Origin of the sequence: Vibrio sp. Isolate22 (genome assembly GCF_022398115.1) — a bacterium.
Lineage (GTDB): Bacteria > Pseudomonadota > Gammaproteobacteria > Enterobacterales > Vibrionaceae > Vibrio.
In genome coordinates, this window is sequence record NZ_JAKEUW010000028.1 from 1 (window position 1) to 22,407 (window position 22,407).

19 protein-coding genes, 2 tRNA genes and 2 rRNA genes are annotated in these 22,407 nt (G+C 44.5%); 14 read left to right on the top strand and 9 right to left on the bottom strand.

The window, feature by feature from the left end:
* The 6 genes from L1D55_RS15965 to L1D55_RS15990 all read left to right on the top strand — a co-directional run.
* Positions 1-336: ribosomal RNA gene (locus tag L1D55_RS15965) — 23S ribosomal RNA — on the top strand; the annotation flags it as partial.
* A gap of 94 nt (positions 337-430) precedes the next feature.
* A 5S ribosomal RNA gene (gene rrf, locus L1D55_RS15970) occupies positions 431-546 on the top strand.
* Positions 547-591: 45 nt separating this feature from the next.
* Positions 592-668 (top strand) — tRNA-Asp (locus tag L1D55_RS15975).
* Between the two features lie 34 nt (positions 669-702).
* Positions 703-779: transfer RNA gene (locus L1D55_RS15980), tRNA-Trp, on the top strand.
* A gap of 186 nt (positions 780-965) precedes the next feature.
* On the top strand, positions 966-1,805 hold the full coding sequence (gene mepA, locus L1D55_RS15985; protein WP_239918108.1) for a penicillin-insensitive murein endopeptidase: 840 nt from the start codon (positions 966-968) through the stop codon (positions 1,803-1,805).
* 270 nt (positions 1,806-2,075) lie between these two features.
* Positions 2,076-2,384 (top strand): hypothetical protein, encoded by a 309-nt coding sequence (locus L1D55_RS15990; RefSeq protein ID WP_004740369.1) that lies wholly within the window; start codon positions 2,076-2,078, stop codon positions 2,382-2,384.
* A gap of 42 nt (positions 2,385-2,426) precedes the next feature.
* On the opposite strand, the gene L1D55_RS15995 is transcribed toward L1D55_RS15990, so the two are convergent.
* From L1D55_RS15995 to rdgC, 3 genes are all read right to left on the bottom strand, one after another.
* The gene (locus L1D55_RS15995) at positions 2,427-2,681 is read right to left on the bottom strand and encodes a YfhL family 4Fe-4S dicluster ferredoxin (protein ID WP_004740368.1); all 255 of its coding nucleotides are present in this window, start codon (positions 2,679-2,681) and stop codon (positions 2,427-2,429) included.
* A 28-nt stretch (positions 2,682-2,709) separates the two neighbouring features.
* Positions 2,710-4,113 carry a tRNA 5-hydroxyuridine modification protein YegQ gene (gene yegQ, locus L1D55_RS16000; RefSeq protein ID WP_239918109.1) on the bottom strand — a complete coding sequence of 468 codons (1,404 nt, stop codon included), beginning with the start codon at positions 4,111-4,113 and terminating at the stop codon, positions 2,710-2,712.
* A gap of 204 nt (positions 4,114-4,317) precedes the next feature.
* Positions 4,318-5,232: a recombination-associated protein RdgC gene (gene rdgC / locus L1D55_RS16005; protein ID WP_086716151.1), complete on the bottom strand. Its 915-nt coding sequence runs from the start codon at positions 5,230-5,232 to the stop codon at positions 4,318-4,320.
* 194 nt (positions 5,233-5,426) lie between these two features.
* On the opposite strand from rdgC, the gene phoB reads away from it, so the two are divergent.
* Genes phoB through L1D55_RS16020 form a run of 3 tightly spaced genes read left to right on the top strand, consistent with a single transcriptional unit; the run spans position 5,427 to position 8,422 of the window.
* Complete coding sequence (phoB, locus tag L1D55_RS16010) at positions 5,427-6,116, top strand: phosphate regulon transcriptional regulator PhoB (protein WP_004735064.1); 690 nt, start codon at positions 5,427-5,429, stop codon at positions 6,114-6,116.
* A gap of 33 nt (positions 6,117-6,149) precedes the next feature.
* On the top strand, positions 6,150-7,448 hold the full coding sequence (gene phoR / locus L1D55_RS16015) for a phosphate regulon sensor histidine kinase PhoR (RefSeq protein WP_102333709.1): 1,299 nt from the start codon (positions 6,150-6,152) through the stop codon (positions 7,446-7,448).
* 17 nt (positions 7,449-7,465) lie between these two features.
* Positions 7,466-8,422, top strand: coding sequence for a phosphate ABC transporter substrate-binding protein (locus tag L1D55_RS16020; RefSeq protein ID WP_239918136.1), 957 nt, complete (start codon positions 7,466-7,468; stop codon positions 8,420-8,422).
* Between the two features lie 46 nt (positions 8,423-8,468).
* Here the strand turns inward: L1D55_RS16020 and ppx are convergent, their stop codons facing one another.
* Entirely contained in the window at positions 8,469-9,980 is a 1,512-nt protein-coding gene (ppx, locus tag L1D55_RS16025; protein WP_239918110.1) for an exopolyphosphatase, read from the bottom strand.
* The gene (ppk1, locus tag L1D55_RS16030; protein WP_239918111.1) at positions 9,971-12,067 is read right to left on the bottom strand and encodes a polyphosphate kinase 1; all 2,097 of its coding nucleotides are present in this window, start codon (positions 12,065-12,067) and stop codon (positions 9,971-9,973) included. The genes ppx and ppk1 overlap by 10 nt, the downstream gene beginning before the upstream one ends.
* Positions 12,068-12,267: 200 nt before the next feature.
* Between ppk1 and L1D55_RS16035 the strand changes: the two genes are divergently transcribed.
* From L1D55_RS16035 to phoU, 4 genes are all read left to right on the top strand, one after another.
* A complete protein-coding gene (locus L1D55_RS16035) occupies positions 12,268-14,484 on the top strand; it encodes an ABC transporter permease subunit (RefSeq protein ID WP_239918112.1) in 2,217 nt (738 codons plus the stop codon).
* A 101-nt stretch (positions 14,485-14,585) separates the two neighbouring features.
* Positions 14,586-16,295: a phosphate ABC transporter permease PstA gene (gene pstA / locus L1D55_RS16040; RefSeq protein WP_239918137.1), complete on the top strand. Its 1,710-nt coding sequence runs from the start codon at positions 14,586-14,588 to the stop codon at positions 16,293-16,295.
* Position 16,296: 1 nt separating this feature from the next.
* A complete protein-coding gene (gene pstB / locus L1D55_RS16045) occupies positions 16,297-17,115 on the top strand; it encodes a phosphate ABC transporter ATP-binding protein PstB (RefSeq protein WP_063522615.1) in 819 nt (272 codons plus the stop codon).
* A gap of 74 nt (positions 17,116-17,189) precedes the next feature.
* Positions 17,190-17,888, top strand: a complete 699-nt coding sequence (gene phoU / locus L1D55_RS16050) for a phosphate signaling complex protein PhoU (protein WP_004740358.1) — start codon at positions 17,190-17,192, stop codon at positions 17,886-17,888.
* Positions 17,889-17,897: 9 nt separating this feature from the next.
* On the opposite strand, the gene L1D55_RS16055 is transcribed toward phoU, so the two are convergent.
* The 4 genes from L1D55_RS16055 to L1D55_RS16070 form a co-directional block, all read right to left on the bottom strand.
* Positions 17,898-18,389 (bottom strand): hypothetical protein, encoded by a 492-nt coding sequence (locus L1D55_RS16055; protein ID WP_239918113.1) that lies wholly within the window; start codon positions 18,387-18,389, stop codon positions 17,898-17,900.
* 118 nt (positions 18,390-18,507) lie between these two features.
* A complete protein-coding gene (locus L1D55_RS16060; protein ID WP_239918114.1) occupies positions 18,508-19,449 on the bottom strand; it encodes a LysR family transcriptional regulator in 942 nt (313 codons plus the stop codon).
* Positions 19,450-19,549: 100 nt separating this feature from the next.
* Positions 19,550-20,293 (bottom strand): copper homeostasis protein CutC, encoded by a 744-nt coding sequence (locus L1D55_RS16065; RefSeq protein WP_239918115.1) that lies wholly within the window; start codon positions 20,291-20,293, stop codon positions 19,550-19,552.
* 315 nt (positions 20,294-20,608) lie between these two features.
* Positions 20,609-21,217, bottom strand: a complete 609-nt coding sequence (locus tag L1D55_RS16070) for a peroxiredoxin C (RefSeq protein ID WP_004740353.1) — start codon at positions 21,215-21,217, stop codon at positions 20,609-20,611.
* Positions 21,218-21,427: 210 nt separating this feature from the next.
* On the opposite strand from L1D55_RS16070, the gene L1D55_RS16075 reads away from it, so the two are divergent.
* On the top strand, positions 21,428-22,333 hold the full coding sequence (locus L1D55_RS16075; protein WP_017632986.1) for a hydrogen peroxide-inducible genes activator: 906 nt from the start codon (positions 21,428-21,430) through the stop codon (positions 22,331-22,333).
* Positions 22,334-22,407: the final 74 nt, after the last annotated feature.

The following is a 22,407-nucleotide window of genomic DNA, read 5'->3' on the forward strand; positions in this document are numbered from 1 at the left end:
GGTACGCGAGCTGGGTTTAGAACGTCGTGAGACAGTTCGGTCCCTATCTGCCGTGGGCGTTGGAAAATTGAAGGGGGCTGCTCCTAGTACGAGAGGACCGGAGTGGACGAACCTCTGGTGTTCGGGTTGTCATGCCAATGGCATTGCCCGGTAGCTAAGTTCGGAATCGATAACCGCTGAAAGCATCTAAGCGGGAAGCGAGCCCTGAGATGAGTTTTCCCTGACGCTTTAAGYGTCCTAAAGGGTTGTTCAAGACTAGAACGTTGATAGGCAGGGTGTGTAAGCGCTGTGAGGCGTTGAGCTAACCTGTACTAATTGCCCGTGAGGCTTAACCATACAACACCCAAGGGGTTTTGATGGACTCATAAGATACAAACGCTTGAATGAGTTTGAAGAGAACAGAAACAGCTTTCCGAATTTTAAAATTTTGCTTGGCGACCATAGCATTGTGGACCCACCTGATTCCATGCCGAACTCAGAAGTGAAACACAATAGCGCCGATGGTAGTGTGGGGCTTCCCCATGTGAGAGTAGGACATCGCCAGGCTTTAAATTATGAACGACTTGTCAGCGACGACAAGTAGTCCACTGCGGAGTGGTAGTTCAGTTGGTTAGAATACCGGCCTGTCACGCCGGGGGTCGCGGGTTCGAGTCCCGTCCACTCCGCCACTTATTCAGAGTTTCAGCTCTTTAAAACTGAAATAGGGGTGTAGCTCCAATTGGCAGAGCAGCGGATTCCAAATCCGCGTGTTGGGAGTTCGAATCTCTCCACCCCTGCCATATTTAAGGCTCTAGTCGAAAGACTAGAGCCTTTTTGCTTTCTAGCGTCGAAATACTTCATAGCCCCATTCAGCTTCTCCCATCTCAAATAGCTCTCGTCTATCCCCAAAAAAGTAGCCAATAGTCGCCAACTGTTCATTAATGCCGACTAATATAGATAATATGCATCAGTTACATGGAATGGTCATGAGGTTATCTTTCGTTTTAGTTGTCCTGTTTTATTCATTTTCAGTTTTGGCTACGCCATGGGAGAAAGAGAAAAGCCCGACGACAAACTCAACCTCATCGATAGGCAGTTATGCTAATGGCTGCTTAGACGGTGCACAGGCCTTGCCGATTAATGGTGTTGGCTATCAGGTTATTCGCCCTCAAAGAGAGCGTTACTATGGTCATACAGAAGCTATTAAGTTCATTGAAAGGCTAGGTTTGACAACAAGTGAACAGTTAGGTACGAATCTATTGATTGGTGATATCTCACTTCCTCGTGGTGGACGCTTTTCATCTGGTCATTCAAGCCATCAAACTGGATTGGATATCGATATATGGCTGAGGTTAACGGACAAAAGACTCTCTGAGAATGAACTCGCCGTTCCCAAGCCAGTCAGTGTCGTCGATCTTACCAACTACAAGCTTCGCCAGTCTAATTGGACAGACGACCACTTCCAGGTCATTCGCCATGCCGCTAAAGATAAAAAAGTGGTGCGCATTTTTGTTCATCCAGTGATTAAACAGGCTCTTTGCGATCAGGAAGTCTCTGATGTTAAACAAAGAGAGTGGTTAGGCAAAATCAGGCCATGGTGGGGACATCACTCTCACTTTCATGTTCGTTTAAAGTGCCCAGAAGGCAGTGCCAATTGTATCCCTCAAGCTAAGCCTCCTAAAGGTGATGGCTGTGGCGACGAGCTCGCGAGTTGGGCGCCAAAGACAATCCCTGTTCTTCCTCCTAAAAAGGTAGCTACCAACAAGAAAAAAAAGAAAATTAAAGTCATGCCTAGTCAATGTTTAGCCTTGATTTCGAATAAGTAATCGAATTATCAATGGCTTATTAAGGTGGTAATGCCACTCGTTTTGTCGACTCTAAAAACTGGAGAAATGTCACACTTTTGTCTAGAGTTTATAAATGCGACATTAAGAATATCGTTTGATATTGAAAGCATTAATTTGAGAAAAACAGCGACAATTTGACTGGGCTAGGTCAGGAGTAAGTGTTTGGGGTGAAAGATGCGGCTTATGTGTAGTATGTGAAATCAGAGTCTGATACCCGTAGATAGATAATTCAAGGATAAGACTATGACTATGACTATGATTTGTGCAAAGGAATTTTCAGAATGGTTAAGACATAGGTTCAGCACTGAGAATGCGGGTATTTCTATTTCAAGAGATGACATCAACCAACTAACAGGTAGGCAGCGATTAGATCCTAGCTTTGTTAACGATGTACATTATGAATTGATGCAGTATGGAATGGCATTTGTGACAGATACTGGGAGGGAAAACTTTTATCTAGTACCTGTATCACAGTCGATAAATTGGCGAGAGCGACTCGAATATCAATTCGAAAAAGAGTTATTCTGTAATATTTATCCCATGGAAAAATCCGGATAAGAAAAAGGTTCAACTTATTGACTAAGTTGAACCTTTTCTCTTTTAGGTCAAGCCTTGAATGATAACAAACTTCTCTAGTAGCTCGTCTTCAGTTTCAATATGGTTTGGATCAGTGATGATGCACTTGGTAATTGGGCATACAGACTGACACGTTGGCTTCTCATAGTGACCTTTACATTCAGTACATAAATCTGGGTCGATTTCGAAGATGCTGTCACCCATAGTGATTGCGCCATTTGGGCATTCAGGGTCACACATATCGCAGTTTATGCACTTGTCAGTGATTAACAGAGCCATTGCTTACTTCTCGGTTTTCTAAGTAAAGTTACTTACCAGATGCGTTGCGTGTGTCTTGGCCTTCGCTCAAGTTACGCATCAACAAGCCGTACTCTAAGTCTAGATCAGCTGGTACAGGGATGAACACAAAGTGACCGTTACCTTTTGCGTCTTCAACTGCTTCCGACTTACGGTTTTCCATCATTTCTAGTGTGAAAACAACGTTACCTTTCGGTGTCATCATTTCTAAGCTGTCACCTACTAGGAATTTGTTCTTCACTTCCACTTCCGCTAGATCGCCACGGCGTTTACCTGTGAATTCACCAACAAATTGCTGAGTATCAGAGATAGAGTAACCGTACTCGTAGTTTTGGTAAGTGTCGTGAGTGTGGCGACGTAGGAAACCTTCTGTGTAGCCACGGTGCGCTAGGCTTTCTAATGTACCCATTAGGCTCTCATCAAATGGCTTGCCCGCTACAGCGTCGTCGATCGCCTTACGGTAAACTTGTGCGGTACGAGCACAGTAGTAGAAAGACTTAGTACGGCCTTCGATTTTCAGTGAGTGAACACCCATCTTCGTTAGACGTTCAACGTGCTGGATTGCGCGAAGGTCTTTTGAGTTCATGATGTAAGTGCCATGCTCATCTTCAAACGCAGCCATTTTCTCTTCAGGCTTGTGTGACTCTGAAAGAAGAACTACTTCGTCTGTTGGTTTACCTAGACCTAGCGTGTTGTCTGGACGTTCGTCTTGAACTTCAACATCCTGAATCTCAACACCAGTAGGGTTTACTTCAACGATTTGACCGTTTTCGTCTTCTTTTGCTGCTTCTGTTTTGTATTCCCAACGACAAGCGTTAGTGCAAGTACCTTGGTTAGGATCGCGCTTGTTCATGTAACCAGAAAGTAGACAACGACCAGAGTACGCCATGCAAAGTGCACCGTGAACAAAGATCTCTAGTTCTGTTTCTGGGCAGTGTTCGCGGATCTCTTCGATCTCTTCAAGTGATAGCTCACGAGATAGGATTACACGCTCAACGCCTTGTGTAGCCCAGAATTTTACAGTTGCCCAGTTTACAGCGTTAGCCTGAACTGAAAGGTGGATAGGCATTTCAGGGAATGCTTCACGAACCATCATGATAAGACCAGGATCAGACATGATAAGAGCGTCTGGACCCATATCAACAACTGGCTTAAGGTCGCGAATGAAAGTTTTTAGTTTAGAGTTGTGTGGCTGAATGTTACATACAACATATAATTTTTTGCCTTGAGCATGAGCTTCATCGATACCGATTTGTAGGTTTTCGTGGTTGAACTCATTGTTACGAACGCGAAGGCTGTAACGTGGCTGGCCCGCGTAAACTGCATCTGCGCCGTAGGCGAATGCGTAACGCATGTTTTTAAGGCTTCCTGCCGGTGATAATAGTTCAGGTACAAATGGTTTTTGTGTAGTCATTGCTTCGTTCTCTAATCTGATCTCAAGTCAGGTTGATACCACCAAGTGATATCAAAGGGGCGCAAATTTTACGCTAAAATGAGTCTGGTTGATAGCCCTAAAGATAGCAATGATATTAAGAAGAGAGTGAAGGGATAAATATACAGCGGGAAATGTAGGGGAAATAAGCTCAGGCACGGAGCACCTGAGCTTTGGATATACCGATTAAGCGTTCGGTTGAGTTAATCCACCTAGTGATTCGAATAGATTCGGAAGGAACACGCTGAACTCACCACATAGCAGTGAGAAATCTGCATCAAAGCGTGCAGCTTGGTCTTCGCGAGGAATATCGTCGTTCTCATCTTTAAGTTCATCGCTGAACTTCAGGCGTTTGATACTGCCGTCTTCAGCCAGGATGAATTCAATGCGATCTTGCCAGTTGATAAGCAGCTTAGTTACCACTTTATTTGCTTCGATGTGGTTTTTAATCTCATCGGCTTCTAGCTCTTGCTTCTTAACTCGAACAATTCCACCGTCTTCTTGGATTGATTTAAGCTCAGCTTCGTCAAGCATCGTAATGCCTTGAGGTGTATCGCCCGACTTAACCCATTCGGTTAGTGTTGTCTCGATCGCTTGCTCAGGAATTGCAGGAACAACCGGTAGGCTACCCATTGTTTTACGCAGTAGAGCTAACACGTCTTCTGCTTTTTTGTAGCTGCTAGCATCAACCACAATGAAACCTTCTTTTGGCATGATCAGCGCGTACGTGAAGTTACTGCGGCTAAATGCACGAGGAAGAAGGTCAATGATGATGTCTTCTTTTAGGCTGTCTTTCTCTTTCTTTTTAAGAGGAGTGCCAGATTCCGCTTCAAGGGTTTCAACTTTTGCATTCAGTGACTCTTTAATCACAGATGCTGGTAGCATTTTCTCTTCTTTCTTTGCACAGATAAGAATGCGGTTCTCTGATACGTGCGTCATCATATCGCCATGTTTACCCATTGCGTGCACCCAACCAAACTTCTGTTTGTCTTGGCTACCACACGGAGTAAAGCGGAATTCTTCAAGTTGTTTCTCTAGCTGATCTGCGTTGAAATCAATATCACGGTTGAAGCGATAGACTAGGCAATTTTTAAACCACATATATTTTTCTCATACCTTTTTAGAAGTGCCTCATGATATGAGATCTAATTCGATTTGTCCTTAGCTCTGTATCAAAAGTTATAAAGTGAAACGTTTGAGACAGTTATATGAAAATTTGTTTTCAAAGGTCACAAAAGTGTCATAATTAACTCAGATAATGCAATGCGTTGATTAAATACAAAGGCTATTCAATTATGTCGAGAAGGATTCTGGTCGTTGAAGATGAAGCACCTATTCGTGAGATGCTGTGTTTTGTACTTGAACAAAAAGGCTACCAAGCAGTAGAGGCTGAAGATTACGATACAGCGGTAAACAAGCTATGTGAACCTTTCCCAGATCTAGTATTACTAGATTGGATGCTACCTGGTGGTAGCGGGATAAACTTTATCAAGCACATGAAGCGTGAAGAGTTAACTCGCAACATCCCAGTGGTGATGCTAACAGCTCGTGGTGAAGAAGAAGATAAGGTTCGCGGTTTAGAAGTTGGCGCTGACGACTACATTACCAAACCATTTTCGCCAAAAGAGCTTGTGGCTCGCCTGAAAGCGGTTATTCGCCGTGTAACACCAACGGCATTGGAAGATGTGATTGATGTTCAAGGTCTTAAATTAGACCCTGTATCACACCGCGTGACCGCAAGCGAAGGCCCGGTTGATATGGGACCAACAGAGTTCAAAATGCTGCATTTCTTTATGACACACCAAGAGCGTGTATACAGCCGAGAGCAGCTGCTTAACAATGTTTGGGGTACCAACGTTTACGTTGAAGACCGCACGGTTGATGTACATATTCGACGCCTGCGTAAAGCGCTTGAATCTGCCGGTCACGATAAGCTAATCCAAACGGTTCGTGGCGCTGGCTACCGTTTTTCTACAAAGGCTTAATGTGGCTTCGCTGCCCAGTTTACGGAGTCCTGAATGGTTGAAAAGTTAACCTGGAAAAAGCTGGCGTGGGAGCTGGCTTTTTTTTACGCACCATGGGTTTTAGTCGGATGGATATTTGGCTATCTACCCTGGTTACTGCTGGCTGCGACGGTATTGCAGCTCGGTTGGCATCTACACAACCAAATGCGTTTGTCCGCATGGTTGTGGGATGAGAAGCGTCTAACTCCACCTTCTGGCTCTGGAAACTGGGAATCTCTGTTTAACGGTATCTATCGTATGCAGCAGAGGCAGCGTCGCAAACGCAAAGAACTGACTAACCTTATCCGCCGTTTCCGTAACGGTGCTGAGTCCCTTCCCGATGCCGTTGTGGTATTTCGTGGTGAAGGCAATATCGTTTGGTGTAACAAGCTGGCTCAGTATTTGTTGGGCTTTCGTTGGCCAGATGATTCAGGTCAACCGATCTCGAATTTGATTCGTACTCCAGATTTTATTAAGTACCTTAATAAGCAAGATTTCTCTGAGCCATTAGAGATGCCTTCTCCTCTGAATGTGGAGCGTATGCTTGAACTGCGTATTGTGCCGTATACCGAGGGTGAACACCTGATGGTGGTGCGTGATGTCACCCAGCTTAAGCAGCTAGAGGGCATGCGCCGTAACTTCTTCGCTAACGTCTCCCATGAGTTGCGTACACCAATGACCGTCCTTCAAGGTTATCTTGAAATGACAGAAGACCCAGACATGATCGTTGGCCCAATGTGGACCAAGGCGCATGGTGTAATGACTGAGCAATTGAATCGTATGAACAGTCTGGTTAATCAGTTGCTCACGCTTTCGAAAATTGAAGCAGCGCCAATGCATGAGTTGGATGAAGTGGTTAACGTTCCTGCGATGCTTGAAGTTCTTGAGAAAGAGGCGGCCAGCCTTAGCGGTGAGCGTGAACATAAACTTGAATTTGATATCGATAAGAGTTTGCGTGTGCTTGCCGATGAAGACCAATTGAGAAGTGCGATTTCGAATTTGGTTTATAACGCGGTTAAATACACACCTCCGGGCGCTACGGTTAAAGTTCGTTGGTATCAAACCAGCCAAGGCGCGTGCTTAGATGTGTCGGATACTGGTGATGGTATTGAGCCTCAACACTTACACCGACTCACAGAGCGCTTCTATCGTGTAGATAAAGCCCGCTCTCGTGATACCGGTGGTAGTGGTCTTGGATTGGCGATTGTAAAGCACGCACTTAGCCACCACGATTCACACCTCGAAATTCAAAGTGAAGTGGGCGTTGGCAGTCGTTTTCATTTCACGTTGCCAAACCGATTGACCGTGTCATGAGTGATTTAATACGCAGGATGCGTTTGCCGATTAGTTCTATGTTAGCGATGGTATTGGCGTGGCCAAGCTTCGCAGAGCAGAGTGTTGAATCACTGCCCGATTATTCCAAGGTTCCAGGTATCTCTGGAAGCTTGTTGTCAGTCGGGTCTGATACTTTGGCTGGGATGACGACACTCTGGGTAGAGGAGTTTAAATCCTACTACCCGAATGTAAATGCTCAGGTCCAAGCATCGGGCTCTTCTACTGCGCCTCCTGCATTGACGGAGGGGACTGCACATCTTGGCCCTATGAGCCGGCCAATGCGTCTGCGTGAAGTAGAAGCCTTCGAAAGAGAGCATGGCTATAAGCCAACTGCATTACGAGTCGCTATTGATGCAATCGGGCTGTTTGTCCACCGCGATAACCCTATTGAAGGGCTTAACTTTCGTCAGATTGATGGCATCTTTTCTGAGACCTTACGCTGCGGAGCAACGAAGCCCCTCAATAACTGGCAAGATCTTGGAATCGATCAGCCATGGGCAAAACATAGATTTCAACTGTTCGGTCGCAATTCTGTATCGGGCACTTATGGATACTTCAAACAGAATGCATTGTGCGGTGGTGACTTTAAAAACCGCGTGAATGAGCAACCTGGCTCGGCTTCTGTCGTTCAGTCAGTCGCTTCATCCATTAGTGGGATTGGCTACTCAGGCATTGGCTACCGCGTAGCAGGTGTTAAGTTGATTCCTATTGCAGAGCACGGCTCTAATTATGTTGAGCCTACGCGTGCGAATATCTTGAGTGGTGATTACCCTCTATCTCGCTTTCTCTATGTATATGTGAATAAGCACCCGGATAAACCACTTTCTCCAGTTGAGAGAGAGTTCCTTACTTTTGTATTCTCGAAGCAGGGACAAGAGCTTGTAGAAAAAGATGGCTATCTAGCAATACCGTCTGAGTTCGCAGAGCAAGAGCTCGCAAAAGTTGGGTTATAGCTCAAACTCAATATATAGGTAGCCTACTTGCGGTAGGCTATTTCCCTCATTTCAAATCTAAACACCAACCGGCACTTTTCCAGCGCTGCTGCTCTTCTTTTAACTCATAATCGAGTAGTTGGTTTGTATCTAACCAGTCACCATTTTCGCCAGTCAAACTCCAATGGTCATCCATTTTTATGGTTAGCTTTACATTAGGTACTGGTGTCTGGCTGCGTTGTCGATTGAGTAAGATTGCCAGCCTAAGTATTCGGATCATCAGCGTCACTTGTTGCGACGAAAACAGTGATAATGTTGGCAAGTCTTGCAGCTTGATCGCTTTTCTCTGATATCGAACGATAAGGGAAATCAGACGTTGTTGCTCGGTATTAAAACCGGGCATGGTGGTGTGTTTTATTAGATAGGCTGAATGGCGATGATATCCTTGGAATGCCACGCTTTGGCCTACTTCATGTAGCAGTGCAGACCAACCAAGTAGGTCAAACAATTCTGCGTCTATAGCGCCTTTCAGTTGTGGTTTAGCTTGCAGTAATAGGGTGCGAGCTATCTCTTTGACTTTTTCGGCATATGTTAAGTCAACATGATAGCGAGAGAGTAATGTTTCTGCAGTACGAGACCTTATATCAAGGCTCTTGAACTTATCTTCCATGTCATAAAGCACGCCTTCTCTTAATGCCCCATCAGAGACATACAGCTCATCTATATTTAAGCTATCCATAACAGCGGAAAGAATCGCAACACCTGCAGCAAACACGGGCTTTCGCTCACCGCTTAAACCCAACAGCTTGATGCTCTCTACAGATGAAAACTCCGTTAGATGGTTTTTTAGATAAGTAAGTCGTTGCGGCGTGATGTACTCATCGTCAAAGCCCAAACCCTTTAGTACCTCTTTAATTGATTTCGCGGTGCCAGATGAGCCAAAAGCGATCTCCCAAGAGGCGGCTTGGTAGTTCTTAATGACAGGTGTTAATAGCTGAATCGCTGCGGTATAAGCGGTTGCAAAATGCTGAGAAGTTAACTGGTCATCACTGAAGAAACGTTGAGTAAAGCTGACGCACCCCATAGGTAAACTATGTATGACGTCGGGTGTGAAGCCCTGTCCGGTCACTATCTCAGTACTTCCTCCACCAATATCGATAACGAGCTTTGATTTGGATGCGGTCTGAGTATGTTCAACCCCGTTGTAGATCAATCGCGCTTCATCTTGCCCTGAAATGATCTCGATGGGAAAAGGAAAAATGAGTTTGGCTTGTTCTATGAAGGTATTTGAGTTCTTTGCTTTTCGTAGAGTATGGGTAGCAACGACTCTAACATCATCTATCTCAAAATCAGTGAGTCGTTCTGCGAATACTTTTAGACAATCTAGCCCGCGATTAATCGCTTGATCTGATAGCTGGTGTTGATCATCCAGCCCATCGCCTAAGCATACTTTCTGTTTATGTCGGCTGACGAGTTGTAGATGTTTGCCAAACACTTGAGCGACCACCATATGAAAGCTGTTCGAACCTAAATCGATGGCAGCAATGCATCTTGATTGTTTGTCGTCATTTAGCGGCATGATTTTTTCTCTTGCTTGTACTTCTTACGAGCTTGCTTCTCTATATGTTTAATATAGTGGTAAGTAGCGAGTTGTGATGTGGAATGCGTAAGTTGAGCGTTGGGTGACGGCTTATACTGATTGCTCATCGCATGATCGATCATCCGCGCCTTACGTTTATCGTCAAAATGAAACTCGGTGATATCGATGATGGTTTGCTTGATCTTCGAGTCTAGGATTGGTGTTGCTACTTCAATCCTGTGGTCAAAGTTGCGAGTCATCCAATCAGCGGAAGATATGTAAACCTTGGGCTTTCCAGCATTGTGGAAGATCATCACTCTTGGGTGCTCAAGAAAACGATCGACGACACTGATGACTTCAATGTTGTCACTTACGTTAGGTATTCCCGGAACCAGTGAGCACATACCTCGAATGATCATTCTAACTTTTACGTTGGCTTGACTGGCTAGATAGAGCCTTTCAATGATTTCGCGATCCACTAAGTTATTGAGCTTTAAAGTTATACTCGCAGGCTTACCCTCTGAGGCATGCTGAATCTCTTTGTCGATCAGTTGATACAGACGCTTTCTAGTATTTTTAGGTGAGACTATCAGCTGTTTGAACTGCGTTTTCTGGTATGGATTTTCGATGTATTTGAAGACTTGGCGAACTTCATGCGTGAGCTCTGGGTTTGCGGTAAGCAAGGAGAAGTCTGTGTAAATACGAGCGGTGATTTCATGAAAATTACCTGTACCGATATGAACATAACTCTCCATAGCCTTGCCGTTCTTACGCCTGATGAGCAGTAATTTTGAGTGGATTTTTAGGCTGGGGATACCGTAAACCACCTTCACTCCGGCTTCTTGAAGTGTCTTTGCCCACTGAATGTTGGCTTGCTCGTCAAAACGGGCTTGAAGCTCGACCACCACGGTGACTTTCTTGCCATTGTAGGCCGCATCAATGATCGAGTTGAGTAACTTAGAGCCTTCAGCAACACGGTAAACGTTGATCTTGATGACCGTTACCTTGGGATCAAACGAAGCCTGCCTGACCAGTTCGGTAATGTGATTGAACGTATGGTACGGGTAGTGCAATAAGATATCGCGAGCTTTGATTGCTTCAAAATAGTTACTGTAATGAGCAAACAGCGCACACTTAATCGGTGAGAGAGGCGTGTTAACGAGATCTTCTCGATTAAGGGTAGGGAAATCACAGAAGTGCTTAAAGTTTTGATAACGACCACCAGAGAGTACGCTGTCATAGTCTGATAGCTTGAGCTTGATTCGTAAGAAATTCAGCATCTCTTGTGGCATCTCGGATTCATAGATCAAGCGTATCGGCAGCGCTGTTAAACGTTGCTCAATGCCAATCGACATGGATTCTAAAAGGCTGCAGTTACTGTCTTCTTGCAGGTCATAGTCTGCATCACGTGTCATTTTGATGGCGAAGCAACGTAGCGAATCGTATTCGAAGAAGCCTTTAAGTAAGTCGTCTAGGCAGAAGCGAACTATATTATCTAATAAGATCAGGGTAGTACGCTGTGAGTCTGACGGGCTCGGCAATTTTACAAAGCGAGGTAAAGCGTCAGATGGAATCTCTAACAGAGCGTATTGAGATGACCCATTGTGCTCAATATCGATAGCTAAATAACTTTGTTCGTCTTTGAGGATATTGAGCAGTTGGCTATCTTCGTTAAGTAGCAAAGGCGTGAGATGCGGGAGTATTTTCTTTTTAAAGTATTTTTTGAGCCAATCACTCTGCTCGGTACTAATTTGCTGTTCATTAACTAAAAAAATACGATTACGAGCTAATTCGAGCAACAACTCTTTGTAAAGTGAATGAAAACGAACATCTAGCTCATTTGCCTTTTGTTGCATCTGAGTCAGCAAGGCTTTTGAGGTATCAGAGTTTGACTCAGGATCTTGCAATAAGATCTTGCGTTTTACGTCGGAAAATCGGACTTTGTAGAACTCATCGAGGTTTTTCGAGTAGATCCCTAGAAAACGAACTCTTTCGATCAAAGGGACAGACTTGTCAGCTGCCTCTTGAAGTACTCTTTCGTTGAACGATAACCAGCTAAGTTCTTTTGCGACATAGTCTTTTTCCATCGTATTGTTGATCCTTGAATGCTGACTATTGGGGTGACTAATTTAATTTATAACGTTAGCGCTCACAAAAGTAATGATCATTGGATAATAAAAAGGGTGAACAAACTTGTTATTAGTTTCAGTTGTTTAACGTAGCTTGTAATATAATTGTCATCTAAGGTACATATTATGTCAGCAGCTAAAAAAAGGTAGATAAACAGATGGCTTCAGCCCAATTTTCATTGAAAGAGCGCGACAAAAAAAGATGGTTGAAAGATCGTCTCGTCCGTTTTTCGGTGACATGCGGTGGTGTCAGTGTTTTAGCTGCCTTGGTTTTGATCTTCGTATATCTAGCAATGGTCATTTTACCGGTATTTTCCGATACTGGTTTAGATACGGATCAAGCGGTTAAAACCGTAGTGGTAGATAAGCCTGTGGCACTATCGGTTGATGAGTACGGTCAACACGCCTTTACTGTCGAAAAGTCTGGTTTGGTTCAGTTTTGGGACCTAGACTCGCAAAATACACACTCTTATTTCGAGCGAAGTGTGTTAGTAGATCCTATTGCCTTCTCTCGAAATACCCCTGCTGAAAATTGGTTTGCTTTTGCCGATAGCGCAAGCAATATCACTTTCTTCTACCCTGAGTATAGTGCGCCTGTACTCCAAAAGGGCGCTGAAGCTGAACCAAAAATCGAGCAAGTTACTCTGCCTCAACCCTTCTTAGTCGACGAACCAACGAACGGCGCGTTGATCGATAAGTTCGTATTCTCTAAAAGCGGGCGCGATATTACTGTTGCCGCTCAGTTAACTGACCAACGAGTGCTAGTGAAGTGGTACCAAAGCGACTTGGCTGGTGGCTATGTATTAAAGAATAGTCAATGGTTATCGGATAAGCTTGGCACGCAGCAGCAGTTATTAATGACACCTGATGGGCAGACTTTATACCTTCGAGCAAAGTCTGACTTAGTGGTGCTAAAGCTCGCTGAAAAAGGGTTTGATGTCCGTGAGGTGATCGACCTGAGTTTGAATGACGCTAAACACGGCGTGAAAAGTATCGATTTGTTGTCTGGTGCTTATTCGTTGTTGGTTACGCATCAGGATGGACAAGTCTCCCAATGGTTTGATGTACTTAAAGATGAAAAGCGTAGCCTAACCCATATTCGAGATTTCCAACTCGCTGAAGAAGTACAATTTATCTTGCCGGATACCTACCGAAAAGGCTTCTACAGCTTCTATAAAAACGGCACATTACAGAGCCATTATACGACCAGCGAAAAGTTGTCTCTGTTTGAGCGTGCGTTTGATAAGTCACCTCAGTTAGCTGCTATGTCGGCTAATGAGCTGCATTTGGTAACATTGATTGATGATAAAATCAGTGTGGCGAAAGTCGACAATGAATACCCTCAGATTTCATTTTCATCGCTATGGCAAAAAGTCTGGTATGAGAGCTATCCAGAGCCGCAGTATGTATGGCAATCAACCTCTGCCAATGATGACTTTGAAGAGAAGTTCAGTTTAGTTCCTATCACGTTTGGTACCATCAAAGCTGCGCTATTTGCCATGATGTTTGCGGTGCCTGTTGCAGTGTTAGGTGCAATTTATACCGCTTACTTTATGTCGCCACGCATGCGACGAGTAGTGAAGCCGTCGATTGAGTTAATGGAAGCTTTGCCTACCGTAATCATTGGTTTCCTCGCGGGCCTATGGTTTGCGCCAATCGTTGAAACTCACTTAACCGCTGTATTCTCTTTGATGGTGATGTTGCCTCTGAGCGCTTTGATTACAGGGCTTGTTTGGTTCTGTTTACCTAAGGTTGTGACAAGTCGTTTCTCTAATGGTTGGCACGCGCTCATCTTGATTCCGGTACTGATTGCAACGGTCGTTATAGTATTCGCAGCAGGCAACAGTATCGAAGCCTTGTTGTTTGACGGTGATATACGCACTTTCCTAGCAGGCTATGGGATCGATTTTGATCAGCGTAACGCTCTAGTGGTCGGTTTCGCTATGGGTTTTGCTGTTATCCCGACCATTTTTACGATTGCTGAAGATGCGATTTTCTCTGTGCCGAAGCACTTATCTGATGGTTCACTCGCGCTTGGTGCAACCGCGTGGCAGACCCTGATTTATGTCGTTTTACTGACAGCCAGCCCCGGTATTTTTTCGGCGGTCATGATGGGATTAGGGCGAGCGGTTGGTGAAACCATGATCGTCCTGATGGCGACAGGCAACACGCCAATTCTTGATTGGAATATTTTAGAAGGGATGAGGACACTATCCGCGACCATTGCTGTCGAACTTCCAGAATCGGAAGTCGGTGGGTCGCATTTCCGTTTGCTGTTCTTAGCTGCGCTATTGCTGTTTATTTTTACCTTCGCTGTGAACTCGCTAGCGGAGTGGGTTCGACAAAGATTGAGAGATAAATATCGTGCTTTATAGTGTTAATGCGTCACCTCAATCTGAATCTAGGCCTGCAAAGCTTTGGGGCTTAGCGAACTGCATGCATCGTTGTTCTATGTACCACTGTCAGGTAGCACATGATGAATAGACTCAAGTCATTACTATCATGGGTTAAATCTGGTTCGCCATGGATCTGGCTAACCGGTGGGGCGGTGAGCATCTGTATGCTTTCGGTTCTGGGTTTGATGCTCTTGATTGGCTGGAAAGGGTTGACCTACTTTTGGCCTGCGCCTTTGTATCAGTGGCAAGTCGATTCTAAAGATCTTTCTCTGGTTGTGAACCTCGATGAAACCGTATCTCAACAAGATGTGTTGATCGGTCAGCTGTATGAACGCAAATACATCCCAATAGAGCAAGTACCGCAGGCGCACGATCTACTATCACCCCAGAACATCGCTACCGGGTTGATACAACGTTTGAGCATCAAGGTGGCGAATAGAGAGCTCTATCCCGCGGATTTTGTTTCGATTCTAGATGTGAATCTATTGGAGCCTACCACTCCCCAAAATTGGGCGGTGATAGAGCGTAGTCGCGGTGGTTACTTTTTTGGTAAGCCAGTTGGCTTTAAAACGGCATCGGGAACTTTCTATACCGATATCGACCAAAAGCTTAAAGATGGTTTAGCTTTCGCTGACACTTTGCGTGCTGAAACGTCACGCGTGGTAAACCAAGAGATTCGTAATATCAGCTGGCAGTTGGAAAACTTACGTCTAGAAAAGCGCAAGTTAGAACTTAATGAGTCTGTGAGCGATGAGTACCTTAAAACTTATACCGCAACTAGACTCGAGCTGAATAAGCACTTAGATGAAGCCGAGATCAAGCTAGAGCACCTCAGAACACAGTTGAATGTTGAGAGCTTACTTGTTGAAGACATGACGGGTGAGCAGGTTGAAATCTCGCTCAGTCATATTTTGGATTACTGGTACCCAAATAATATGTCTTACCTTGAGAAGGTAGGGCACTGGGGTCACCAAGTGTGGAAGTTCTTATCAGAGAATCCACGAGAGTCCAATTCAGAAGGCGGCGTCTTTCCTGCAATCTTTGGCACAGTGCTACTGGTTATTCTGATGTCGATTGTGGTGATGCCTCTTGGGGTTGTGGCGGCGATCTACTTACATGAATACGCAAAAAATAACGCGCTCACACGTTTGATTAGAATTGCGGTTATCAACCTAGCCGGTGTACCTTCAATCGTGTATGGCGTTTTTGGTTTAGGCTTTTTCGTTTATACCATTGGTGGCTCGATCGATACCCTCTTTTATGCAGAGCGACTACCCGCACCTACCTTTGGTACGCCGGGCCTACTTTGGTCTGCACTGACTTTGGCCGTGTTAACACTTCCTGTCGTGATTGTGACGACTGAAGAGGGGTTAACACGTATTCCAAGTTCGGTAAGGCATGGCTCTTTAGCGCTCGGCGCGACTCAGTTTGAGAGCTTGTGGCGCATTGTTCTGCCTATGGCAAGCCCTGCGATAATTACCGGCCTGATCTTGGCGATTGCAAGAGCAGCGGGTGAAGTGGCTCCATTAATGCTGGTGGGTGTTGTAAAACTCGCATCAAGCTTGCCTGTTGATAGTCAGTTTCCTTACATACACTTAGATAGAAAGTTCATGCATTTAGGCTTTCATATCTATGATGTTGGATTTCAAACATCGAATATAGAGGCTGCGCGCCCATTGGTGTATGCGACTTCGTTTTTATTGGTTACGGTTATCGTGGGGCTGAATTTAACGGCGATTAATATCCGTAATAACTTACGTGAAAAGTACCGAACCTTAGGACAAGATTAAGATGTTCTCAATTAATGAAACCTTGGGTTACCAAGCACCTTTAGATGTACATAATCTAAAGGAAGAACAAATTGCTATCTCGATCGAAGGGCTCAATCTTTACTACAAAGAAAGCCAAGCGCTCGATGATATCTCTATGAAGATACCCAAAGGGCAGGTGACGGCATTTATCGGTCCTTCGGGGTGTGGTAAGTCGACCTTACTACGTTGTATCAATCGTATGAACGATCTTGTCGAAGGCTGCAAAGTTTCCGGAAAAGTGAAGCTTCATGGCAAGAATATCTACCATCCTAAAGTTGATGTTGCGACTCTGCGTCGTCGTGTCGGTATGGTATTTCAGCGTCCAAACCCGTTTCCTAAATCTATCTATGAAAATGTGGTTTACGGGCTGAGGCTGCAAGGCGTGAGTAACAGCCGAGATCTGGATGATGCTGTAGAGCGATCACTGCGTGCAGCGGCGTTGTGGGACGAAGTAAAAGATCGTTTACATGAAAATGCTTTTGGTTTGTCTGGTGGTCAGCAGCAGCGCTTGGTGATTGCTCGCGCCGTTGCGATTGAACCAGAGGTCTTGCTGTTGGATGAACCTACATCGGCCTTGGATCCTATTTCAACATTGACGATTGAAGAGCTAATTAACGACCTGAAGACGCAATATACGGTCGTTATCGTCACGCATAACATGCAGCAGGCTGCGCGTGTGAGTGACCATACTGCTTTTATTCATATGGGTAAATTGATCGAGTACTCAGATACGGATTCAATATTTACGTCGCCATTGAAAAATCAAACGGAAGACTACATTACAGGTAGATACGGTTAACTGTGCCGTTCTTATCATTGGAGCTAAGTCACTCCAATATAAATGACTTATCCATTTCTTTTTAAGGAGCTGACATGCAATTTGGTCGCCACATCTCAGGACAATTCAACGTCGAGTTAGAGTCTATCCGCACCCATGTATTGACTATGGGTGGGTTGGTGGAGCAGCAACTCTCTTTTGCGATGCAGGCACTCCATAAAGATGATTTGGAACTAGCGAAGAAAGTGATTCGTGATGATCATAAAGTGAATGCGATGGAAGTGTCGATTGACGAGGCATGTACCCGCATTATTGCCAAGCGTCAGCCAACGGCAAAAGATCTGCGTTTGATAATGGCGATCATCAAGACGATTACAGACCTGGAGCGTATTGGTGATGTTGCGTCGAAGATCGCTCAGGGTGCGATTGATATTCCTTCGACAAAAGAACAAAAATTCCATGTATCGCTAGAGCCTTTATGTCGACAAGCGATCACCATGCTGCATCAAGTTTTAGATGCATTTGCTCGAATGGATGTGGATGCGGCTGCTGAGGTACACAAACTTGATGACAAGTTGGATGCTGAATACGAAGCGGTGATTCGTCAGTTGATGACTTACATGATGGAAGACCCGAAGAATATTCCTAATATCTTGCAAGTGATGTGGTCTGCGAGAGCCATTGAGCGAGTGGGGGATCGTTGCCAGAATATCTGTGAGTACATTATCTATTTCGTCAAAGGCAAAGATGTACGCCACCTTGGCGATCAAAGCCTAGATGACGCACTAAAGTAAACAGTCTAGCTAGAAGCTCAGTATCGCGCCTAGGTTTACGTTGATAGTGGTGTTGTAAGGCACAAAAGTCTTATTGTGATCAAACAGATTCAAGTCGGCACCCGCTCTGAGTGCGAGTATTGGCGTCGCTTGATACACATAGGCACCACCTAAACTTATGCCAGTCGCTGTCTTTCTTTCCGTAATGTCAGAACGTGTCTTTTCACCATCATAGTCTGCAAATCCAATCTCAGCTTGAAAGCCGTGTATTTGCTGTGAACCAAACATGTTCTGGATGCCAATCCGATACGATTGTACCGTTTCATCATAACGACCACTCTCGTACCAAATATCTGAGTAGCTTACATAAATCGCACCTAAATCAGCAACATCAGTCAAGCCAACCTGAACACCAAATCCATGGTACGGACCTACTTTAAATTCTGGTGAAAGGTGAAGACCGGTTGCAGAGGCGGAAGTTGAAAGTAAGGCAAGCAAAAGAAGGGGAGTTTTTATCTTCATAACACTCTTAATAAACTGATATTGAGCATCCCTACTATAGCTAAAGTAATTGACTTCATGTCGATGGGATAAATATTAAACAGTGTTTTATTTTTAGGCTAAGTAGCATTTAGTATAATTAAAATAAGTATTGCTTATTAACTTGTTCATTCAGTGCTTGTTTGATGACGTCAGCTAGCCAGATATGAAGAGGGTTATTACGATTTTTGGTATGGATGTGGCTGTATACCCCCACAACTTTTAAATCGTTCGTGATATCTACATCAATAGCTCTTAAGTTGGGATAGTTGTCGATAGGGAAGAGATTGGAATGGGGCATATACATATCTGAGTTGAGCAGGACGTCAATGAGGGCCAATACCATCTCAGAACGAAAACCAATACGATGAGGAATTGAGTAGGATTCTAATATTCTTGAAGCCTGACTGAAGTTATCGTTCCATCCTGGTGATATTAATGATGCAATCTCATACCCTGCTAAGTCTTGTGGTGTAACCGTCGACTTTTTTATCGGGTGCTCTTTTCGAACAAATAAGCGCCCTTTGATATCAACAAGTTTTTGAACATAAATTTCTTTCGAAACGTTGGTGAGTTGATACGCAACACCTAATAAGACATCTTCTCTTTGAATATCTTTTACAGACGATGTACTCCAGCTCGTTAACTCTAATTCACAGTTTGGTGCCTGCTGCTTTATAGCTTTATAAAGAGAGCCTGATAAACATGCGAGTACTACTGGAGATAAAGCAATTTTTATTGGGTAGTCAATTTGCTTTGGGTCAAATGTACTTGAAGAGTTAATTGCAGTTTTCAAGCCATCTAGATGAGGTGTTATCTCGTTAGCTAGTTGTTCCGAAAAAGCAGTAGCTTGCAGCCCACCATGTACTTTCACGAATAGATCATCCGAAAAGTGATGACGTAGTTTCTGTAGCGCTTGACTCACTGCTGGTTGAGAGACGAATAAACGCTCCGCTGCCTTTCTGGTGTTTTTTTCCTGGTAAACAATCAAAAAGGTACGCAATAGATTTAAATCAAGAGAGCTGAATAGATCCTTAGCCATAACATTCCATGAGTCGCCATATTGAGTTTACTAATATACGTGACTTCTAAGCTTTTACTAGCCATGTTGTGTTGGTGTTTAGTCAGCTCTCGGTGTTTATCTATTTGTTAAGCGAGGCTATCAGATCTTGAATCTTTGCCGTGCTCGTTACTGGGATTAAGTAATCGTCTACATCATCATGCCCCATTTGAGCTTGAGAGGCTTGTGTCATTAGGCTTGGTCTTGTCGACTTGCCAGATAGATGCAGTGCTTGAACGCCAGTGTGCTTAAGAACTTCTCGGCCATTTTCAGCAGTAACGCCTGCCCCAGCCATAATGTCTAAGCGGCCTTGAGTGAGCGCAACCATGTCCTTGAGAATGTCTTTTCCTTGCTCCGCGTTACTTGCTAAGCCTGAAGTTAAAACACGTTCACAACCAAGTTCGATAATCTGTTCTAGCGCTTTTTGGTAATCCTTAAGTTGGTCGATAGCACGGTGAAAGGTTACGCCAAGTTTTAGCTGGTGGGCTTTTGAGGTTAGTGCTTTCATGGCAGCCATGTCTATTTCACCTTGAGCGGTAAGCACACCCAATACCACACCATCTAAGCCAGCATCGGCAGCGGCTTGGATATCATCAAGCATGCACATCATATCGTCGTTATCGAAGATGAAGTCGCCTTGTCTTGGGCGAATCATTGCGTACACGGGGACCGATGAGATGCGAGCGGCTTGCTTCATCATTCCGAAGCTCGGAGTTAACCCACCAAGTGCTAGTGAAGAGCAGAGCTCAATACGACTCGCTCCGCCTTCTAGGGCATTGTGTAGAGATTCTAGGTTATCGATACAAACTTCAATTTCGATGTTCATGATATTTTACTCGTTCAAATTGAGACTGAGGAAATCATAGCAATCTTGAGACGATTCTGAATAGGTAGCGATAGAGGAAAATAGAGGTAAATTTTCGCTTTGCGGTTACCCCTATTCATAGTGGAGATGAGCCAGGAATAAACCATTGTTGAAGCAATAGATGCAAAAAGCCCGAAGCGTTGACTTCGGGCTTTGAATAAGACTTTACTTCTTAACTGATTGGCGGTGCGCTTTGCGCTGTAGCTTATGCTTTATTTCTCTTTATAGAGAGTCATCCAACCATTCACCCGTGTTGAGTCGGGCTTAAGAATGTAATTACTTGCTTAGGTCGTCAGCGTGCTCAGATAGGAATGCTGCAACACCTTTTGGAGATGCGTCCATACCTGATTTACCTTCTTCCCATTGTGCAGGACAAACTTCACCGTTCTTCTCGTGGAAGTTTAGTGCGTCTACCATGCGTAGCATTTCGTCGATGTTACGACCTAGTGGAAGATCGTTAACTACTTGGTGACGTACAAGACCGTCAGCGTCGATTAGGAAAGAACCACGGAAAGCAACGCCTGCTTCTGGGTGCTCAACATCGTATGCTTTGCAGATTTCGTGCTTAACGTCAGCAACTAGTGGGTATTTAACTTGACCGATACCGCCGTCAGCGATAGCAGTGTTACGCCATGCGTTGTGAGAGAATTGAGAATCGATAGAAACACCGATTACTTCAACGCCTTTAGCTTGGAAATCTTCTAGACGGTTGTCGAAAGCGATTAGCTCTGAAGGACAAACGAAAGTGAAGTCTAGTGGGTAGAAGAAAACAACCGCTTTCTTACCTTTAGTGAATTCTGCGAAGTTGAAGTTATCAACGATCTCACCGTTACCTAGAACAGCTGCTGCAGTAAAGTCAGGGGCTTGACGACCTACTAGTACCATTTTGGAATCTCCTAAAAAATTAGTTGGCCCAACACATCTTTGTTTGGGCTCCGTTTCTACGCGACAAACTATAGTACAATCGGTACTATAGAAAAAAGCGAATTAAATAGATTAAGTTCATCGAAAAAAACGATAAGCTTATTCTTTGTCCTTTTCTCAGGTCTTAGGACCTTCGTGTAACTTATCCTACTCATATTACAAAGTAATTTCATGAATAAATGGCCAAGTCTTAAGCAACTTCACTATCTTGTTACTCTTCACGAAACACGCCACTTTAGCGACGCCGCTGATCGCTGCTTCGTTAGCCAATCTACTCTGAGTAAAGGTATCCAAAACCTAGAAGAGCTGATCGGTTGCCCTTTGTATGAGAAGAAAGATAAAAAGAGCCCACTCGTTTTCACCCAAGCGGGAGAGCTGGTGGTGAAGCATGGCCGAGAGTTATTGGCGAAAGGGCAGGACTTGGTTGAACTCGGAAATCTATGTAATGGCGATGCGATGCAAGGTCAGTTGCGAGTTGGGTGTATCCCTACCATTGCACCATTTCTGTTGTGCGATTTGGTACAAGAAGCCAACCAACGCTTTCCTCAGCTAAATCTGCTGTTGCGCGAAGACACCACAACGAACTTACTCGCAGCACTGCGCCATGGTGAGCTAGATGTATTGATTCTGGCCCTGCCTGTCGACATCGACAATATGGAGAGCAAAGTGGTTGGGCAGGATCCTTTTAGAATGGTCATCAGCCGTAATCAAGCAGATGGTATTCGTGTCCCTATTAAATATGACGACCTGCCAGACGAGTCTGTATTCTTATTGGAGAACGAGCACTGTTTAACTGAGCACGCGGTGTCAGCGTGTAAGTTAACCGATAAAGAGAAGATCAACCCGTTCACAGCAACGAGCCTTCACACATTGGTGCAAATGGTCGCGAACGGTTTAGGGACCACCTTTATTCCACAAATGGCGATTGACCATGGTTTGCTAGAAAACCAAAACCTGGTAGTTATCGATCCTCCTGGTCAACAGGCGTACCGAGACATCGGTCTTGTTTGGCGACCAAGTTCATCACGTCGTGAAACCTTCCACCAATTAGCCGATGTCGTGTCTGAGTTATTGTAAAGACATCATCGTTCAGCATATTTAATCTATACCTTTGAGCGGCTACTTAAGCCGCTCTTTGTTTTGCAAATTCA

Bases quoted from the DNA above. Each gene is read 5' to 3' on its own strand.
- mepA (WP_239918108.1), top strand. From the start codon at position 966: ATGAGGTTATCTTTCGTTTTAGTTGTCCTGTTTTATTCATTTTCAGTT.
- L1D55_RS15990 (WP_004740369.1), top strand. From the start codon at position 2,076: ATGACTATGATTTGTGCAAAGGAATTTTCAGAATGGTTAAGACATAGG.
- L1D55_RS15995 (WP_004740368.1), bottom strand. From the start codon at position 2,681: ATGGCTCTGTTAATCACTGACAAGTGCATAAACTGCGATATGTGTGAC.
- yegQ (WP_239918109.1), bottom strand. From the start codon at position 4,113: ATGACTACACAAAAACCATTTGTACCTGAACTATTATCACCGGCAGGA.
- rdgC (WP_086716151.1), bottom strand. From the start codon at position 5,232: ATGTGGTTTAAAAATTGCCTAGTCTATCGCTTCAACCGTGATATTGAT.
- phoB (WP_004735064.1), top strand. From the start codon at position 5,427: ATGTCGAGAAGGATTCTGGTCGTTGAAGATGAAGCACCTATTCGTGAG.
- phoR (WP_102333709.1), top strand. From the start codon at position 6,150: ATGGTTGAAAAGTTAACCTGGAAAAAGCTGGCGTGGGAGCTGGCTTTT.
- L1D55_RS16020 (WP_239918136.1), top strand. From the start codon at position 7,466: ATGCGTTTGCCGATTAGTTCTATGTTAGCGATGGTATTGGCGTGGCCA.
- ppx (WP_239918110.1), bottom strand. From the start codon at position 9,980: ATGCCGCTAAATGACGACAAACAATCAAGATGCATTGCTGCCATCGAT.
- ppk1 (WP_239918111.1), bottom strand. From the start codon at position 12,067: ATGGAAAAAGACTATGTCGCAAAAGAACTTAGCTGGTTATCGTTCAAC.
- L1D55_RS16035 (WP_239918112.1), top strand. From the start codon at position 12,268: ATGGCTTCAGCCCAATTTTCATTGAAAGAGCGCGACAAAAAAAGATGG.
- pstA (WP_239918137.1), top strand. From the start codon at position 14,586: ATGAATAGACTCAAGTCATTACTATCATGGGTTAAATCTGGTTCGCCA.
- pstB (WP_063522615.1), top strand. From the start codon at position 16,297: ATGTTCTCAATTAATGAAACCTTGGGTTACCAAGCACCTTTAGATGTA.
- phoU (WP_004740358.1), top strand. From the start codon at position 17,190: ATGCAATTTGGTCGCCACATCTCAGGACAATTCAACGTCGAGTTAGAG.
- L1D55_RS16055 (WP_239918113.1), bottom strand. From the start codon at position 18,389: ATGAAGATAAAAACTCCCCTTCTTTTGCTTGCCTTACTTTCAACTTCC.
- L1D55_RS16060 (WP_239918114.1), bottom strand. From the start codon at position 19,449: ATGGCTAAGGATCTATTCAGCTCTCTTGATTTAAATCTATTGCGTACC.
- L1D55_RS16065 (WP_239918115.1), bottom strand. From the start codon at position 20,293: ATGAACATCGAAATTGAAGTTTGTATCGATAACCTAGAATCTCTACAC.
- L1D55_RS16070 (WP_004740353.1), bottom strand. From the start codon at position 21,217: ATGGTACTAGTAGGTCGTCAAGCCCCTGACTTTACTGCAGCAGCTGTT.
- L1D55_RS16075 (WP_017632986.1), top strand. From the start codon at position 21,428: ATGAATAAATGGCCAAGTCTTAAGCAACTTCACTATCTTGTTACTCTT.